The 17,659-nt window shown below is 35.8% G+C and carries 12 protein-coding genes; 6 read left to right on the top strand and 6 right to left on the bottom strand.

What is annotated here, in order from left to right; all coding sequences use genetic code 11:
- The 5 genes from ABXH34_RS11840 to ABXH34_RS11820 all read left to right on the top strand — a co-directional run.
- Window positions 1–981 (top strand): type III PLP-dependent enzyme domain-containing protein (locus ABXH34_RS11840; protein ID WP_353572096.1); only part of this gene is annotated, 981 nt, incomplete at its 5' end.
- Between the two features lie 12 nt (window positions 982–993).
- Window positions 994–2,247, top strand: coding sequence for a saccharopine dehydrogenase family protein (locus tag ABXH34_RS11835; protein WP_353572095.1), 1,254 nt, complete (start codon window positions 994–996; stop codon window positions 2,245–2,247).
- The gene (locus ABXH34_RS11830; RefSeq protein WP_353572094.1) at window positions 2,234–2,611 is read left to right on the top strand and encodes an SET domain-containing protein; all 378 of its coding nucleotides are present in this window, start codon (window positions 2,234–2,236) and stop codon (window positions 2,609–2,611) included. The genes ABXH34_RS11835 and ABXH34_RS11830 overlap by 14 nt, the downstream gene beginning before the upstream one ends.
- Window positions 2,612–2,920: 309 nt before the next feature.
- Complete coding sequence (locus tag ABXH34_RS11825) at window positions 2,921–3,295, top strand: BufA1 family periplasmic bufferin-type metallophore (protein ID WP_353572093.1); 375 nt, start codon at window positions 2,921–2,923, stop codon at window positions 3,293–3,295.
- A 92-nt stretch (window positions 3,296–3,387) separates the two neighbouring features.
- Window positions 3,388–3,630 (top strand): DUF6868 family protein, encoded by a 243-nt coding sequence (locus tag ABXH34_RS11820; RefSeq protein ID WP_353572092.1) that lies wholly within the window; start codon window positions 3,388–3,390, stop codon window positions 3,628–3,630.
- A gap of 142 nt (window positions 3,631–3,772) precedes the next feature.
- Here ABXH34_RS11820 and ABXH34_RS11815 read toward each other — a convergent pair whose 3' ends face one another.
- From ABXH34_RS11815 to ABXH34_RS11805, 3 genes are all read right to left on the bottom strand, one after another.
- A complete protein-coding gene (locus ABXH34_RS11815) occupies window positions 3,773–6,166 on the bottom strand; it encodes a hypothetical protein (protein ID WP_353572091.1) in 2,394 nt (797 codons plus the stop codon).
- Between the two features lie 235 nt (window positions 6,167–6,401).
- On the bottom strand, window positions 6,402–8,738 hold the full coding sequence (locus ABXH34_RS11810; RefSeq protein ID WP_353572090.1) for an ATP-binding protein: 2,337 nt from the start codon (window positions 8,736–8,738) through the stop codon (window positions 6,402–6,404).
- The gene (locus ABXH34_RS11805) at window positions 8,678–9,778 is read right to left on the bottom strand and encodes a hypothetical protein (protein ID WP_353572089.1); all 1,101 of its coding nucleotides are present in this window, start codon (window positions 9,776–9,778) and stop codon (window positions 8,678–8,680) included. The genes ABXH34_RS11810 and ABXH34_RS11805 overlap by 61 nt, the downstream gene beginning before the upstream one ends.
- A gap of 350 nt (window positions 9,779–10,128) precedes the next feature.
- Here ABXH34_RS11805 and ABXH34_RS11800 point away from each other — a divergent pair, with 350 nt between their 5' ends.
- Window positions 10,129–13,056 carry a choice-of-anchor D domain-containing protein gene (locus tag ABXH34_RS11800; protein WP_353572088.1) on the top strand — a complete coding sequence of 976 codons (2,928 nt, stop codon included), beginning with the start codon at window positions 10,129–10,131 and terminating at the stop codon, window positions 13,054–13,056.
- Between the two features lie 172 nt (window positions 13,057–13,228).
- On the opposite strand, the gene ABXH34_RS11795 is transcribed toward ABXH34_RS11800, so the two are convergent.
- From ABXH34_RS11795 to ABXH34_RS11785, 3 genes are all read right to left on the bottom strand, one after another.
- Window positions 13,229–15,409: a CHAT domain-containing protein gene (locus ABXH34_RS11795; protein ID WP_353572087.1), complete on the bottom strand. Its 2,181-nt coding sequence runs from the start codon at window positions 15,407–15,409 to the stop codon at window positions 13,229–13,231.
- 65 nt (window positions 15,410–15,474) lie between these two features.
- Window positions 15,475–15,924 carry a hypothetical protein gene (locus tag ABXH34_RS11790; RefSeq protein WP_353572086.1) on the bottom strand — a complete coding sequence of 150 codons (450 nt, stop codon included), beginning with the start codon at window positions 15,922–15,924 and terminating at the stop codon, window positions 15,475–15,477.
- Window positions 15,925–15,952: 28 nt separating this feature from the next.
- On the bottom strand, window positions 15,953–17,659 hold a 1,707-nt coding region (locus ABXH34_RS11785), incomplete at its 5' end, for an autotransporter outer membrane beta-barrel domain-containing protein (RefSeq protein WP_353572085.1).

Genomic DNA, 17,659 nt, shown 5'->3' with positions numbered 1-17,659 from the left:
TGGTCAACATTTGAATTGATGCAGCCTTATTTAGATGGCACAACCAGCAGTTCATTGTATGAAGCACAATTAGGTTATGAACAGTTTAAAGGTGAAGTTCATGCTTATAGTGTTGCTTTTTCTCAACAAGATATTCAAGGGCTTAAAAAAATTTCTGACAAAGTTATTTTCAATTCTATTTCTCAGCTTACTCAATTTTATAGCGAGGTGCAGGAGCTTGATATTGGTTTACGGATTAATCCACAAATAAGTTGCTCAGACTACGCTATTGCCGATCCCGCTTGTACTCATTCCCGTTTAGGTGTGATTGATATAGATGCAGCATTGGCTATTTCACATAAAATCAATGGCATCATGTTGCATTACAATTGTGAAAATGAGGACTTTGCTCAGTATGCGGATATGTTAGATCAGATCGCTGAACGTTATGCGGTGCTACTGGAAAAACTGGATTGGGTCAGTCTAGGTGGTGGTGTTTATTTTACCTTAGATGATTATCCGCTGGATTTATTTGGTCAGAAACTACAAGCATTTGCACAACGATTTGATGTCCAAGTTTATTTAGAACCCGGTGAAGCAGTGATTACCGATACAGGTTGTTTAGTCACCCAAGTATTGGATATTGTGCACAATGAGGTGGATATTGCAATTGTTGATAGCTCAATAGAAGCACACATGCTGGATTTATTAGTTTATCAAGCAGAAGCAGAGGTTGAAGGCCATGTGGCACAAGCTCAGTATCAATATACTATTGCAGGTAAATCCTGTTTAGCAGGTGATATTTTTGGGCATTTGCATGTCGATAAGCCTCTAAAAGTGGGAGATAGGATTCGTATGCAAGATGCTGCGGGATACACTATGGTCAAGAAAAATTGGTTTAATGGGGTGCAAATGCCTGCTATTGTCATTAAAAAACAAAATGGATGTTTTAATTTAGTTAAGCAGTTCACTTATAACGATTTCAAGCATAGTTTATCTTAGAAGGGACTCTCAGTGGTGAAAAAAAATGTACTGATTATTGGTGCAGGTGGTGTTGCACATGTCGTTGCCCATAAATGTGCCCAGCATAATGATATTTTAGGCGATATTTGCATTGCATCCCGAACATTAGCTAAGTGTGAAAGCATTATAGAAAGTGTTCACAGAAAAAATAATTTAAAAAATCCACAAGGACAATTGTATGCAAAACAGCTTGATGTGATGCAAATTGATGCAACAGTTAATCTGATCAAAGCAACCCATAGCCAAATTGTGATTAATGTCGCATCCTCTTTTGCTAACTTACAGATTATAGACGCATGTTTACAGGCTGAAGTTGACTACATTGATACCTCAGTGTGTGAAATAGAAGGGATTGTTGACTATATACCATACTGTAGGAATTGGTATGAGGAACATGAATGGGCAAGAAAAGCCGCGTTTAAACAAAAAGGCCTGACTTCAATTCTCAGTATTGGGTTTGATCCAGGTGTGGTCAATGCATATTGTGCTTACGCTTTAAAGCATGAGTTTGATAAGATCAAAAGTATTGATATTTTAGATGTCAATGCAGGCAGCCATGGAAAATTCTTTGCCACTAATTTTGACCCAGAAATTAATTTATTAGAGGTCGACTCGCCAGCAGGATATTGGGAAAATCGACAATGGAAAGAAGCAGCAACCCATTCCAAGTCAATTACCAAAACCTTACCTGTTGTTGGCGAGCATATTTTATACCTGATGTCTCATGATGAAGTGCATTCACTCTCAAGCTTATTAGATGTTGATACCGTGCGTTTTTGGATGGGATTTGGCGAACAATATCTAAACAGTTTCAATGTATTAAAGAATTTAGGTTTGCTCAGCTTTAACCCTGTGACAACCGCAGAAGGGCAAGAAGTCATCCCAATTAAAGTGCTAAAAGCCTGTTTACCAGAGCCAAGTTCACTTGCGGAAAATTACACGGGCAAAACCTGCATTGGTAATTTAATCAAAGGCGAACAAGCAGGTCAGCCTAAGACCCTGTTTATTTATAATATTTGCGATCATGAACAATGTTATGCAGAAGTTGAAGCGCAAGCAATCTCTTACACCGCAGGCGTACCTCCTGTTGCCGCAGCCATATTGATTGCAACAGGCGAATGGGAAGCAAAAACCATGGTGAATGTTGAACAGCTTGATCCAGACCCACTTATAAAATTATTAGACAAAATCGGTTTGCCAACGCAAATACAATACTTAGACGAGGATGAACATGTTATTAGTTAAAACTTATTTAGCTGCCAGCCCGATTCATGGCGTCGGGGTTTTTGCGGGTGAATTTATTAAAAAAGGCACAGCGGTTTGGACGTTTGACCCTGCGATCGATATTGTTTTTACAGCAGAACAGATTGAACAATTACCACAAGCCGCCGCAGAATTTATTCATAATGTTGCCGTACCTTATCCGTTTGGGGCTGATAATTATTGTATGCCCATCGACAATGCAAAGTATATGAACCACAGCCCTGATTGTAATGTGTCGTCAGAGAATCCAACTAATATTGCATTAAAGGATATACCTGAAGGTACAGAGCTGACTGTTAATTATTATGATGAAGATCATCGAGCCGATGCGGACGATTTTAAATAAGTCGCCAATATCTGCTACTTAACAAGCTTGAATCCAAGATTTCCTCAGCCAAGCTGGGGAATAAAACCAAATCACTATTTATTAAAAATATCCTGCAATCTACTCTATGGTATTTGAGCTATTCTTTAGCTTCAATAAATTGAACATGCTTTCTAAATCCAATTAATTCTTATTCTTTCATGAAATTTTAAAAAAATTGGGAATAATTTTTCTATATCCAAGGTCTTTATAGATAGCTGCTATTTACGGCTGCGTTTTTGTCTCAAGTTTAGTACCTAGAACTTATTTAACCACGATGGAGAATACGTCATGAAACCAATGATGAACACCGTTCTAAGCAGTGCATTATTCATTGCATTAAGTTCTGTTTCTGGTCAAGCCTTAGCGGGTAAACCAGGATTTGAAAAATGTGCAGGTATTGTGAAAGCAGGCCTAAATGATTGTGGTACAAGCAAACACAGTTGTTCAGGTAATGCCAAAACTGATAGCGATCCAGAAGAATGGATTTATGTTCCTGCGGGCACATGTGAAAAAATTGTTGGTTCAACATTGAAACAAGCTGCAACACCTGTTGAATCTGCGCCAGCCGAAACAGAAAAAACCTCTGAAGTAGAACAAGTTACACCTGAAGAAACAGTCGCAATTGAAGAAAAAGCAACAACTACTGAAGTTGAAGAAAGTTAAGCCTACCTTTTAAATCTACATTTATAATAAATTCCACCGTATTTATCCCCTGATGCGGTGGATAGTCAGATCAATCACCATAGGAATACATCATGGAACTACAAACGATAACAGCCTTTTTTATGTGGTGTACGCTTATCAATGGTGGATTATTACTATTTTGGATTACGATTTATTTATTAATTCCAGAATTAGTTTATCAAAGCCAACGCAAATGGTTTGTGATTCCTAGGGAGACATTTGACATATTAATGTATGCTTTTCTTGGGTTATTCAAAATATTCTATATTCTCTTCAATCTTGTACCTTATATTGCTTTATCTATTATTGGATAACTTATTCTATTAAGGCATAAAATAGCCTCTTTCGAACAATTTTTATTTAATACCACATTGACGACATTCCTTTTAATCATCCATAAAAAAACCCCACAAACCAAAGCTCATGGGGTTCTTCACTATCTACTTAAAAACAGAATTATTTAGCGTTAGCCTTAGCATCATTGAGTGCCTTATCGGCGGCTTCGTTAGCGGCTTTTTCTTCTGCTTCCATACCAGCGGCTTTGCGTAATAACTGATTGACACGATCAATATGTTCTTGGTCATTAAGCACTTTATCAGAGTTCACTTTGCTCCATAACTCGTCATTAGTCATTTCTTTATGGCAACCCATACATACACCAGTGCGCTCCATTTTCTCACGTTGTTCTTGAGATAAAGGACCTGTCAATGGCCAGTGTGAACCACTAGAAACGAGCTGCTTACCATCACGAGTGACAATTTGAGTTAAGTCCCAATCTAAGCCCGGTACTGCTTGTGATTGAATTTGAGTTTTACTAGGAATAATTTCACCCTGTGCGGTTTCTAAATCCACGTACATTGGGGTACTCATTTTCTTATTAAAACGTCCATCTTCAATACCATAGCCTAAAGTCTTAGGATTATTATGGCAACTTTCACAAGTACGCGCTTGACGACCTGCTGTATGAGGTTGAACTGCTGCCATATCTAAACCAGGGCCCTCAGGGGTTTCCCAAATCTTGTTATGTGCAACTGTGTTACCGTCTTTATCAATCACTGTTGTAATCACTTGACAACCCGGCATCATTGGTGTGACACGACCTTCACCGTTAACACCTAAAATAGGAGTTTCCCAACGTAAATATGAACGGGTTTCTGATACTTTACCCGGACCATGTAAACCGTCAGTGTCATACGCAGCATCAGGCGTTAAACCATCTTCACCGCGTGCATTGGCATTACGAATCCAGTCAACACTGGTTTTGCCTTCAGAGTAATCAACTGTGATGTGACAACCATAACATTGAGGCACCCAGTCAGCATGACAGGCGTAACATTCCATATTTTCCATATGGCTTGCGACTTTGGTCATTGCGACTTTGCCATCAAGACTGCGCCAGCTATCATCATCTTTGATTTTCTTCAATATTGGGACTTTGAAATCCGTACCCGATGCTGAATGTAAAATCACATCTTCGCCATCTTTCACCACGTTGCCTAATGGATTACCACGCGCACTTAAAAGATAACCATTTTTTGGCTCATAATATGTTGCAAACGCCATGAATGCAGGCCATTTATCACCTAAACCACGAGGGTCTTGAGGAATATCTTGTTTAAATTCTTCACCATAACCCAATGGTAAATCCCAAGGATAAACGTCAGGCGTACCGTGACAATCCGTACATTCAATTTCAACTTGCGCTAAAGTTGTTCCAGGAATATTGCCATCACCATGCATTTCAATCGATGTATGACAATCTTGACACAGCATGCCACCTTGTGGATTTTCTGGACGGCTGTTCACTTGGTGATGTAAATCATCTTTGATAAATAAGTATTTTTTGGTATGTAACTTAGGTTGTTTTCCACCTTCAGGATCATAAGGACTGCCATAAGGGAATTCCATAATACCTTGATAGCTCACGCCAATCCGTTTACCACGGTTATGACAAGAGTTACATGTTTCAGTTGGAATACCTGAATATTCAATATCGCCGACTTTAACTTTATTTTTGCGAGTAGCTTGAATTTGGTGGGTTAAGATATGACCGGGTTGATCTTTGTTGATGCTTGGGTCGTTGCCTTCGTAAAAGCCATCATTACTATAAGGTACGTGACAGGCTGAACAACCACTACCACGGAAATCACCACGTTTTTCACGACCTGTAACCCCAACGTGACAACGCTGACATTCTTGACGTGAATAAGTTAAACCTGCATGATTTGGATTTTCTGGAATATCATCTACTTTAGGATCAGGGACTTGTTTTAATTCGTCTGCAAATTGGTCAGTATGCGCCGCCATCATTTTAACCATATAATCTTTATACGCATCTGTACCGACAGCTGGGACGTTGCCATCTTCATCTTTTACATCATAATTGCCCCACACTGTTTTATGGTCTTTTTGATAACCCCATGCCCATAAGTTACCTTGTAATTTACCTGCTTCTGTATTCATCAAGGCTTTTTCTAAACGATTTGCATAACCCGCGTGACAAGCAGATTGACCACAGGTGTTTTCATTAACCCAAATACTACCGGGGTCTGGATAGAACATTTGAGGGCCTTTTGCTTGTATCAAGCTTTCAGGTGAACCTGTATGTGCTTCTTCTTTTGTTGTGGCTTCAGGATTACCGCCGTGACAATAAATACAGCCTTCGGGGTCACCATGTTGTGTAGACATGGCTTTTACGGTCGCTTGCATTGCAGGTGTTCCCATTCCCTCAATGCCATTATGACAAGTTAAACAGCCTGACTCTGGCGCATTAGCTCGAGCGAGCGGCGACAGTAGCAGTGCAAATATCATCATCGATGTGATAATAAAGGTTGTTATGACAGTTTTCATGTGGTGTGGCCTCCTCCTTAATTGCATATAAGCAATACTTATTCTAGCAAAAATAAAACTTAATAGTAAAAAAGGATTGAGGAAAATTGAAAAAAAGTGGCAGAAATATGAATTTTAATTAAGAATGAATCTTATTTGTATTTAAGTCAAACATAGTCATGATTTTTCGATTTTGAAACATTACAAAAATGCACTAACACTTTGTACAAATTAGTATAAAATAAAGTCAAGCTAATTATGCAAACCAGCGTCGTATTAATTCAATTTCAAATTGAAAATAGTGTTGATCAGCCGATATTTTAATTAATTGTCGTTGTTGTAATCGGGTGAGAGCAATATCTAAATCGTCAACACTGATAGCCTTTAATATTTCATTTCGGCTTACCCATTCCTGATCTTGAGCTAATAATTTCAATAATTTCAATTCTATATCAGAATAATGACTTGGGTGTGTTGCATGAGAAAATAACGCGCGTCCTGTTTTTAAAGCTTCATTTGCTGCGTGTTCTATATCGTTCAAATTAACTTTACGTCGTAAATGTGTAGATGGTGAGAAGTTTAATTGATTGATTAACTCCTTGCATATTAATTGAATTAAGGCTGGATGGTTGTGGGTTAAATATGAAATATGTTGTAGTGCATCTGGTTCATATTGAATTGAATTTGACTTCCCTGCTAATTGAACTGCCTCTCTTTTTGTTAAATATCCTAAATAAACCATTTCTACATTAACCAGATAATTTTGCCAGCCACTAAATTCTTCCAATAAATAAGCTCCTGCAATGAGCACTTTGATTTTGTCATGTTCCTGAATTAGGGTACGTAATAGACTTAAAACCTCATCTTGATCTAATTTTCCCCGATTAAATGAGTTTTCCAAAGATTCAAATTCATCAAATGTTAAAAATAACGTGTTTTGCCCCACAATAGATTCTAATTCATCTAGCCAATTATCAAATGTAATCATTGGTTCAGACGCTAGCTGTTGACGCTCTAACTTAGGAAATTGGATATTTCGGTGTTTTTTGGCAGAATGGCAAATTTCATGCCCTAACATATATAAAAATTCGATACTGCTTTTCACTAAACTGAATTTTTGAAAGTTGATAAACAGTGGAATATATTGCTCAGGCAGTTTGTTATTGAATTGAATTAAAAGGGATGTTTTACCAATCCGTCGTTGTCCATACAGCATAATCGGTGCGTGCTGCTGGTTTTGTAACAATTGCTCTACTTTTTGAATAATATCTTGCCGTCCCACAAACATAGATTCGCTATTTAAATTCAATGGCACGCCAATAATATAAGGATTATCTGCTTTTTGTTCAGGCGATGTGGCAATCATAACCTTTTGTGCTGTGTCATGAATCAGATTGCGCCATGTTTGCAAATGTGAGAGTAAATATAGTTTTTCAGGATGAATAAATTGATTTATGGATAAAATGCCTTGAATAAGTATTTTTTTAGTTTGAGCGAGATTCATTTGAGGCAAATAAAAACCACACAAAATGGCAATACCACAATAAGTAACAAGCATATAGGCACTGGGATTGTGATACAGATAAAAACCAATGTAATACACAGCCACACCAAGCAAACCTGAAATCGTCGCGGCTTTGGGATTAGCAAGATGGTAAGTCATTAAATAGGAAAGCGTATAACAAGCAACAAAAATAGCGGTATTAAGTAAACTACCTGTAAAACTATTAATAATACTACCATTTTCAGTAATTTTAATATTAACAGCTATAAATATAAAAAAACCAAGTAAACTAGAAAACAAGATCGCCCATAGCCAGCTTCGTAGTAAAAAAGCCGTTATGGCTGCAATGACGATTGATAAACCTATTATTTGTAAATGTATTTTTTCGAGACCTGTAAAATTAAATAACCAAGGTATTGTTTGAAATCCTACCCATAAAACCCCAGACACGACTGTTAAGAACAAGACGATAAATATTGAAATAAATACGTTTCCCCAGAATGGGCTATTCAGTTTAAATTGATAAAATTGTGTAGAGAGATAAACCACATAAGCCATTGCAAAAAAACTGCTGCTGATTGATAAATGTTTCCATAACGTTGCATCATTGGGTAAAACGCAAATACCAAGGCAAAAAAACAAACCGACGCTCAGTCCAATAATATGACTTATCACAAAGCCATAGATCACACTTACCATCAACCCTAGCATCAAATTACCTATAAAAACAATGATAAAGCTATACATGCTGGCTCTGGCAATATGTAGCCACGGGACATTTAAAACAAACAGTGAACATGCAACAAAGCAGACACTAAACAGCGGTAGCCAAAAATAAATCAAGCCTAAGATTTTAGATAATTGTTGCCAATGGGTTGCTGTTAATTCGCTGAGTGCAAAATCAGGTAACAGCTGTTCATCTATTTGTGTGATGTATTTATCCCACTGTTGCGGTGTGAAAAACAGCCATTGCCACAGCTGCATTGCCGCAATCAAAAGATTTGGATGCAACTGTGCTGTCGTCTGGTTTACGAAGGGTCGAGTAAATATTGATAGGATTTGATTTTTTTCAATCCCATTTGTTGCCATTGTTGACCGTATTCCTGTTTGTCTAACGCCACTTTACATAAAATTTGTACTAAAACTGCCCAGCCTTGGCTTTTTTCCCATATCCAAGCGATGTCTTCAGCATCTAATTGGCGTGGGGCATAACTGAGAAGTTCTTGGGTTTCTGATTCGGTAAAGGGTTTAATATTAAGTGTTTCAAATACATTAGAAAAAGGTGAAGTTTTACCTTGTTCATTGGCAATGCTTTCCAATTCTTCGATAGAATAACGCGAAGCACTACAAAATCCAATTTGTCCACTTGCGCCATGCTCACCCAGATGCCGCAAATAATCCCAAATCGTCGCATCTAAATGTTGGGATTGCAAACCTTTTTCAATGTTATCCATTAATATTATAGTTGGTTGTTGCAAGTTTTCTTCTAACTGAATGGTCAAATCAATCAAGTCTGCGTTTGTATCTGCTTTGACATTTAATTGTCTTAACATGTCAATCAGCAGATGTTTAGGATATTGTATTTTTAAATTCTCAAAATCAAGCAATATCCATTGATAAGGTTTAGATAAAATTTGTTGCGTATCACGTAACTTTGAATTTGCATTTGTATGAATGAAATATAAATAATTGAGTAATGAGGTTTTACCCGCTCTTCTTTCACCCACCACAGAAACATGTTCGACCACCGCTTGTTTATTCCACGCTTCATAGATTCTTTGGAGTAATTTGGTCTGTCCAAAAAATTGGCATGGTTGTGAAATCGGGCGCGTTACAACGGGTACACAAGTTTGTTCATTGACAACTGTAGGCGTTTTAGTTTGACTGATTGGCATTGCAGCTTGTAAATCAGGGAAGCCCGCTGAAGTCAGTAGTTCGTAGCGTTGCGTATCAGATAATTCAAACAATTCAGTACATTGTCTTACCAAATCACAATTGGGTGATTTAATTGTACCTTTGCGCCAGCGAAAAATAGTTTGTCTTTGTATGCCTAGTTTTTCTGCAAGTTCAGCATCTCCTATTTTATGTTGCTGCATGTATTGACTTATAAGTTTTTTAAATGATTGCATTTTTATTCCATTTCTGAAAACCCTCTCCAATGCTGAATAATAAGGGTTTATTAATAGAATTACTACAATACAGTTGTTGCGCAATAAGTAACGATATTCTATACTGGATATACTATCTACATTATGTGGCATAGTTTAAGAAAGTATGAAAGTCTTTGCAGAATTTATACGATAGCAGTCTCGCCTCATTGTATTTATAAGACTTTCACGCCTTTTTTATGTACCGCATGGTTGGCAAATGACTATGCGTTTTTTTGTTGCTTTAGAATTAAATTTGGTTGCATTTAAAGTAACATGCGTCTAAACTTGTTTTTGTGAGTAACATCTATATTTTATGGAGGTATGTAATAATGTTTTACAAGAAATTGGGGTTATTTATTTTGCTGTGTTTATTTGTCATGACTAACAAAATATCATTAGCTGACGCACGATATACTGGTATTAGTACACGTTGTTTGGTGAAAACAAATGCAGAAAACTATATGTATGCAGGTTTTCAAGTGAATAATGGTTCTAAAACTGTAGCTTTAGGTGCTTACAACGTTAATCAAATAGTTGGAAATAATTTTTTGCCGCGTATTGAAGTAAAAACATTTCCTAATGCTGAGTTAGTTTATACAGATGATAACCCAAACTTAAAATCATCACTATCTACTACTCTAACATTACAAGAGGGTTGGTACACAATAACTGTGAGTCCAGTTGAGCAGGAAGGTGTTGCTATTGTTTATGTAAATGAAATTGATGAAACAGGAGCAACTCTCGCTTCTATCAGCACACGTTGTTATGTTGGAACTATTGCACGGGATGCCATGATTGCTGGCGTTGAAGTTAAAGGTGGTGAACAATGTACCGAAGTTCAAGGATTAGGTATCAAAGAGATTACTGATAATAATTTTTCACCTAATTTAAGCTTACAAACATTTCCTGATGGTCAGTATTTTACTGAAATTAAAGATATTTATCGAGCAAGTAATTTAGAAAATAAGAATAAAGTCAAGCAAAATAAAAGGTTGCCTCAAGGTCCTTATACAGCAATGCTTACACCCCTTAATAGCTCAGGTATCGGTCAAGTTGTTGTTTCAGCAAAAGCCATTTCTGAATGTCCAATTGAAAATGATCCGACTGATACTGAAACTTTTCCAAATCCATCAACTGATGAAAAACCATCTTCATTCTCATCAATTCCAAAACCGCTTTCATCTCTTATTTTTCCTGAAACTCTAGTGGGGTCTACATCTAAACAAAATATTTCAATTGTAAACGAAGGTGACAGTAATTTAGAATTGAATAATTACTCATTTACTGGATTGAATAGTTCTGATTTTAAAACTTCAACAGCCAGTTTGACTATCCCAGCAAAACAGTCAAAACAAGTAACACTGCAATGCAAGCCATCTGATAAAGGTGAACGTGTTGCAAGTTTACAAATTTCTACAAATGATCCAAACAATTTATTAGTTAACTATAATTTATCATGTGTTGGCAAAAGAACAACTCAATGCTTACCAGACCTAAGTTCTCCAGACCCAAATATAGTAGGTAGACTTGGTGAAGGTTATGAAACTGACAGAGATAAAGTAAAACCCATTAGCTGTTTAAATAATTTACTTGTAGGCTCTAACCAGCCATTTTATGAAGTAGGTACTGCTTCTGCCAGTTTGGATGGAAGTAAGATTTTCACATATAATGAGTTACTCAAAGAGTTTAAGCTGCAATATTCTGTAGATGTTAAAGCAGAATTGTTTAGTGCTAAAAATGAAACTAAATTTGCCTTAACGAAGAAAGAACGTGGAGCTTCTTATTCGATGATATTTAAATTTGATGTTCGCTTACCAAATGCTAAATTTCCTATAGATACCAATAATGTTTTAAATAATTTAGCTCGTTCTGTTTACGAAGAAGGTGACTCATGTAAATTTAAAACAACTTGTGGTGATAAATTTATTACTCAGATTGAACGTGGTGCAAATTTATATGTTGCAATTACATTTAACTTTACTTCTGAGAAAGACAAAATTGAGTTTTCTCAAGTAATGGAAGGAAGTTTTGGGTTTGAAAAATTAAGTGGAAATTTAAATCGTACAACCAGTTCTCTTGATGAGCGTTTAAAAGAAACAGCCCGAATGACCATTGAAGGTCTGCAAATTGGTGGAGATGTCACTGCTTTAGGCGACATTCTTGGTGGTTCTAATGCTGATGGTACGTTAGCACCTGCATTGACATGTTCTTTAAATGCGTTAGCTGATTGTGATAAAGCAGTGCAAGATATTATTGATTACGCAAAAGGTACATTTACTGAAACAGTTAAAACAGCGCCTGCAACATTGGATTACATGTATTCACGTTATGAAGATATAGGTATATTTCCGCAGTTAGAATCAGAAACAACACCTAAAATATTAACGGCACGAACTCGTTTAGCTCAGGAATATGTGCAACAATTGCAAGACCTTGAACAAGTAAGATTCTTATCGAAAGAATACATTAGCATGTATAGCACGCCAGAAAAACAAGTGCTAAGCAATTTGGAAAAAGATTTACAAGTTAATGTTGAAATCTTAAGAGTTGCGGCTGGTGTTTGTTTTGGTGATTTGAAAAATTGTGTTCTTAAACAACAGGAAGCTTTTCGTAGTTTGATTAACTATGACAAATCACTGTTAGAACCACCAAAACCTATTGAACTTAAAAATATAGATGAAGTAAAAATAGGTGACACTGGAATAGGCACAAAATGCGACTTACCACCTAATTATGTTTTGACTGGTTTTGCAGCAGGAAGTGGTGGTGCTAATATCAATCCCTTAATGTGTGAAGGTAGAAAATTAAATGCTAATGGCACATTAGGTGCGAAAGAGCAATTTGGTGATAATGCTTCCGAAGTAAAAATTACTGTACCTGATGGAAATTATGTAATGGTTGGTTTAGGCGTTGAAGTGCATTCTTGGAAAGCAGGGGCTAGTAGCACATTTGGAAAATGCCATAACTTTAAACATCACCAAAGAGTTAACAAACTTACTATTCAATATCGTGAGTTTGATGCTGTTACTAAGCAACTTATAGGGGATATTTACGAAAAAGAGGTGAAAAACACAAGAAGTTATTATGGAGGATGTAAGGCTGAGCCTCAAGGCACTACTTTCAAAGGTTATGATGCAGAATCACAAAACTTTGATATAGACACAACCATACCTACAAGTATTGGATTTGGTTACTATATGGATAATTTTAGGGCAAAAATTGGTAGCGTTTATGTCAAGTTAAGTTTATTCAAGTAAAGCGGATATTTTAAATATGTGAACCTTTTATAACAATGGTTTGGACACTTTTCTAAATTATATAGTAAAATAAATAACTTAAAGAATGCATACCCGCACTCATAATTTATTGAAATACTGAATAACTTGCAAAAACTATCCACAGCATTGTTATGACAGAGGTTCACATTTTTTATCTCCAATACCCCACCAACTGAAAACCTGCCCAATAATAGGGACTTTGATAGCCTTTAGGTGAATCTTGTTCAAAACAGTAACTATTTGGCTTAATGTTACCTGTTAATAATTCTATTTGTGCTTGTTGTAATGCTTGTGCTTTAGGCATTTTTTGTACATTCTCATAAAAACTTTCCATCAAATAACAGGTAGATAAATCACTCACTTGCCACAAACTTCCCAATGCTGTTTTAGCTCCCGCCTGAATCGCAATCCCTGAAAACCCTAAAGCCGCTTGACTGCTATTTACGCTGGTTTCACACGCACTTAAGGTGAGCAACTCAATTGGACTATCCTTAAAACTATTCATCATATTAATATTTTTCAAATCATCCATGAAAATATGCTGACCATAGGTCTGTAAATAACTTTGATTGACCTGATTGCCAAACTTACCATGCGTTGCAAGATGAATCACTGAATACGGCATTTTCTGTGTCTCATTTAACAAATCCTGTCGGGTAAACGCCTTTCCATCTAAAATATGATAATGCTCATAGTGCTGATGAATCGCATTAACCTCTACACCTGCAAATGTGAGCGCATTTTCTCCCGCAGTTAAAGCTGACAATAAAATATGATTTTTGGTCGTTTTATCAATAAATGCTTCTTTTGGCATAAAAGGTAAAACAACCACTGCATAATCCTCAACTAAAAAATGCTCACCATCATGTAATGCTGCAAATGGAATGGTACGCAATCGATCATGAGACACAAATAATAATGTATTAATTTTATATTGTTCAAGTTGTTGTTTTATCGGTTGAATAAAATACTGATACAACTGTTGCCCATGCTCAAAAATGTTATTGATATGACTGCCAGATTGTTTGACTTGACTAATAAACCCCTTTCTTGCTTTAGCTAATTTAGGCGCATCAACTGTATGTAAAAAAACCTGATTTGCAAGACGTAAAATCAAACCTAATTGTTGCTGATTCAGTTTAAAAATATATAAAGTTGCAGTAGTGTCATCGAAATGTGGACTTGTAAAAAATGCCTGATATGCCTCGTCTAACAATTGTGTGCCATGTTGGCAATTTTGTAATAATAAATCGGCTGATACTTTTGCAAAATGCCGCTCTGCCAAACATTCATCTTGATAATATTCTTCTAATTCACCTTGGTTAAATAATTCAAACAATTGGCTCATTTGGGCAACATAGCACTGAGTTTGCTTTTGATCCTGAATAGATTGTGATTTTTGTGATAATAGCCGTATTAAACGAAAATAAGTCTGTCCTTGGGCTTCGTAGAACTTTTTATCTTTTATGGGCTGGTGATTGGTCGTTAACACTGTTGCCCGAATTTGATTAAAATAAAAAATAGCCTGTTGGTAAGCAATCATTGCCAAATCACGTTGTTGTGTTTTTTCTCGAAGCTGTCCCAATTGGTCTTGCCACAAATACAGTGCATAATTGTCTTGAATTTTTTGGGCAAATCGAATGGCTTGTTTTGTTAAATCAATGGCTTCTTGGTAACGGGTTTGCTGTTGATAAAGCTGTGCCATATAACCCGCAACATAACTTTTTTGATAAAAATCATCGGTTTGAATATTTTTTAATAATTGATAGGATTGTGTAAATAAATGTTTTTTTTGTTGGGCTGAAAAATAAGGCGACTGATAAAATTGCTGTGTAATTTGGCTTAAATGTAGGCTTAAAGCATGATTCTCATTATTTTGAGATTGTGATAAAAGTTGTATCGTTTCTTGTAATGTTTGCCATGCTTGCACAACTTGTTTATCTGACAATTCTGTATAAGCGTCTTGTAGCATTTCTGCCCAATTTTGTGCAATATTAACTTGAATTGGCAATAAAAGTAACTTTTCTTTGAATATAGCCTGCTTAGCTAAATTATATTTTTTTAAACTTGCACTATAATCTTGTTGATTGATTAAAATATTGGCATATTCATTATAGAAATGAGCTTGTAACTCGGTATCACCTGATTTTTCGACAAAAGACTCTATTTCCTCAATTTGAGATTTTGCAATGCTGAGATTTAATGTTATGCGCTGCAATGTGGCTTGTTGAATAATATTATGCAAATAATCAATCGAATTTTGTTGCAAGCTGTTTATTTGCTGTTTTAGATCATCAAGTTGTTGCACAAATTGAGAAGAAGCACATCCCATATTTTCTGCTGAAACATTGACATAGGATGTGATAAGTAACAAAAAGAATAGAAGACGAGTTGTTATCATTTTTTCAGTAATTTGACTTGACGGGTACAGCCCAATTTTTCCATGTGCTGAAGATCACCAGAAGTTTGATGCAAGACAAGTTGATGCTCAATTATTTCACCCATCATAATAAAATAGGTTTCTTGCTCAACAATTGGCAGTGATTTAAACCAGTCTACGGTTTGTCCGCTATCTGCTAACCAACGATATTTTTTAGTGACATCTGTTTGCTGCGCTTCAATCGTTAGCATTGTGGTTTGATCTTCAGAACTACGCCAAAACACTAAATCTGCTACAGTTCTATAACAATAACGCATGTCATTTTCTACATCAATATTCCATGCAGGTGCATCACTATCTGCTCGTATTCCCGAAATGTCTTTTATTTTCTCTGGTAACTCTGCATTTTCCGCAAAAACTGAAAAGTTTATAAAGCAAAGTGAAAGTAGTAATATTTTTAAACGCAAGATTTTTTCTCCTTTTTTCATTTAAACACTAATTATTTTCTATAAATAACTCTTGTTGATTTGGATAAATACTAGATTTTGGCTGTTTTTTGACAAGACAAGCAGAAAGTGAATTATTTGCTAAATGGAATTGTGTCGGTGGTACTGCATAATGCGCTAAATTGCCAATTTTAAAACTGCCTTCTGCTTCAACATTGCGGGTTAAACAATTACGGCTCAGCAGGCGTTGCCCCAAGGTATCAGGTAGAGCAAGTAGTTGTTTAGTAACATCTTCAGTGATTTGAGGAGTCACAACTGTACCAGAGCGTTCAACAACATTGGAGGCGGCATTGAGGATATTTTGACCATTGTTTGAATTGATAGTTAACTCTTGATTAGAAAGAAGGAATTGATTTGCATTGATTCGAATATCACCACCAAATCCTTGTTGAGCACGAGTGATAATTTGACTATTATCCATAATAACAAACTCAGGGTTTTCAATGGTAACATTGCCACCTGAAGTGGTTTCTCCTTCAACATCCGTAATAATGCCACTATCACGTAACAACACTAAATTATCTGTATTTATATAAACATTTCCACCTTTTGAGTTTTGAGCAGACGTTGATATATATGCTTTTGTATTTAGCGTAACACGTTCAGCGTTAATATTAATATTTCCAGCTTTTCCAGCTATTTCTTCTTTATTTGATGAGTATGCAAAAATACCTGTAGGTTCTTTTGAATTAGGTATTTTATTATTAATAATCCTTTGAAAAGCATTGTTTTCTCCTATAAAATCAGGGTTGCTTATATTATTTCCTGTTATATCTAAATATTGTGTTTCAATATGGATAGAACCTGCATTTCCTTGTGAACCTTCGGTATGAACTGTAATTTTTGAGTGATTAGACATTTTAATATCATTAGCTATAATACTGATAATCCCAGCACGACCATCTGTGTATGTACTACTTTCAACTGTAGCAAAATTTTTCATATTGAACTGTGAAGCTTGGATAAAAATATTGCCTGCAGCCCCTAAAGATGTTTGTTTTGACCCTAATAAATCCCTAGTACCTCCAAAAATAAATCCACCATCAATGATTAAGCTATTCTTTGCTTCTATTTTTGTTAACCCCGCATTATCTGAAGATACTGAACCATTTTGTATAAACCCTTTTTTTCCCAAGTAAATATTTTTTCCTAATAGATTTATGTCTCCACCTATTTGTCCTCCTATGATGGTTGCAGCTAGAATTTGTCCATTAAATATTTCAATATTATCAGCATCAATAGTAATATTTCCTCCATAATTACCTAATGAACTATAGCTACGAATTTGCGCAATATTGTCCATAGTAAATAGCATTGCTTTGATAAATATATTTCCGTTGTCCCCTTTACTAAACCCACCTGATGAATTAGATAGTATTGAATCAGCGAGCATAATTGAATTTGTAGCCTCAATATTGATATTTCCTCCCATTACTCCTATAACCTGAGGAGACACATTTAAGCTTGTTTCATTTAAAATATTTATATTATTACCTTTAATAGAAATACTAGATATCTTTCCATTTTTGCTATTCCCTCCATGAAAAACTACATTTTCCAAGGTGATATTATTACCTTCAATATCTATTATTCCTTGTTTTCCCCCATTTTTTTCCGAGAAAAGTCTAATATTTGATAAATTTATATCATCACCATAGATAAATACATCTCCAATGATTTCATTAGTATTATTCTC

The organism is Candidatus Albibeggiatoa sp. nov. BB20, assembly GCA_016744725.1.
Lineage (GTDB): Bacteria > Pseudomonadota > Gammaproteobacteria > Beggiatoales > Beggiatoaceae > Albibeggiatoa.
Note: the sequence above shows the minus strand (reverse complement) of the source record. Positions and strands in the feature narration are given on the sequence as shown.

Bases quoted from the DNA above. Each gene is read 5' to 3' on its own strand.
- ABXH34_RS11805 (WP_353572089.1), bottom strand. From the start codon at position 9,778: ATGCAATCATTTAAAAAACTTATAAGTCAATACATGCAGCAACATAAA.
- ABXH34_RS11810 (WP_353572090.1), bottom strand. From the start codon at position 8,738: ATGGCAACAAATGGGATTGAAAAAAATCAAATCCTATCAATATTTACT.
- ABXH34_RS11825 (WP_353572093.1), top strand. From the start codon at position 2,921: ATGAAACCAATGATGAACACCGTTCTAAGCAGTGCATTATTCATTGCA.
- ABXH34_RS11815 (WP_353572091.1), bottom strand. From the start codon at position 6,166: ATGAAAACTGTCATAACAACCTTTATTATCACATCGATGATGATATTT.
- ABXH34_RS11800 (WP_353572088.1), top strand. From the start codon at position 10,129: ATGTTTTACAAGAAATTGGGGTTATTTATTTTGCTGTGTTTATTTGTC.
- ABXH34_RS11820 (WP_353572092.1), top strand. From the start codon at position 3,388: ATGGAACTACAAACGATAACAGCCTTTTTTATGTGGTGTACGCTTATC.
- ABXH34_RS11830 (WP_353572094.1), top strand. From the start codon at position 2,234: ATGTTATTAGTTAAAACTTATTTAGCTGCCAGCCCGATTCATGGCGTC.
- ABXH34_RS11795 (WP_353572087.1), bottom strand. From the start codon at position 15,409: ATGGGATGTGCTTCTTCTCAATTTGTGCAACAACTTGATGATCTAAAA.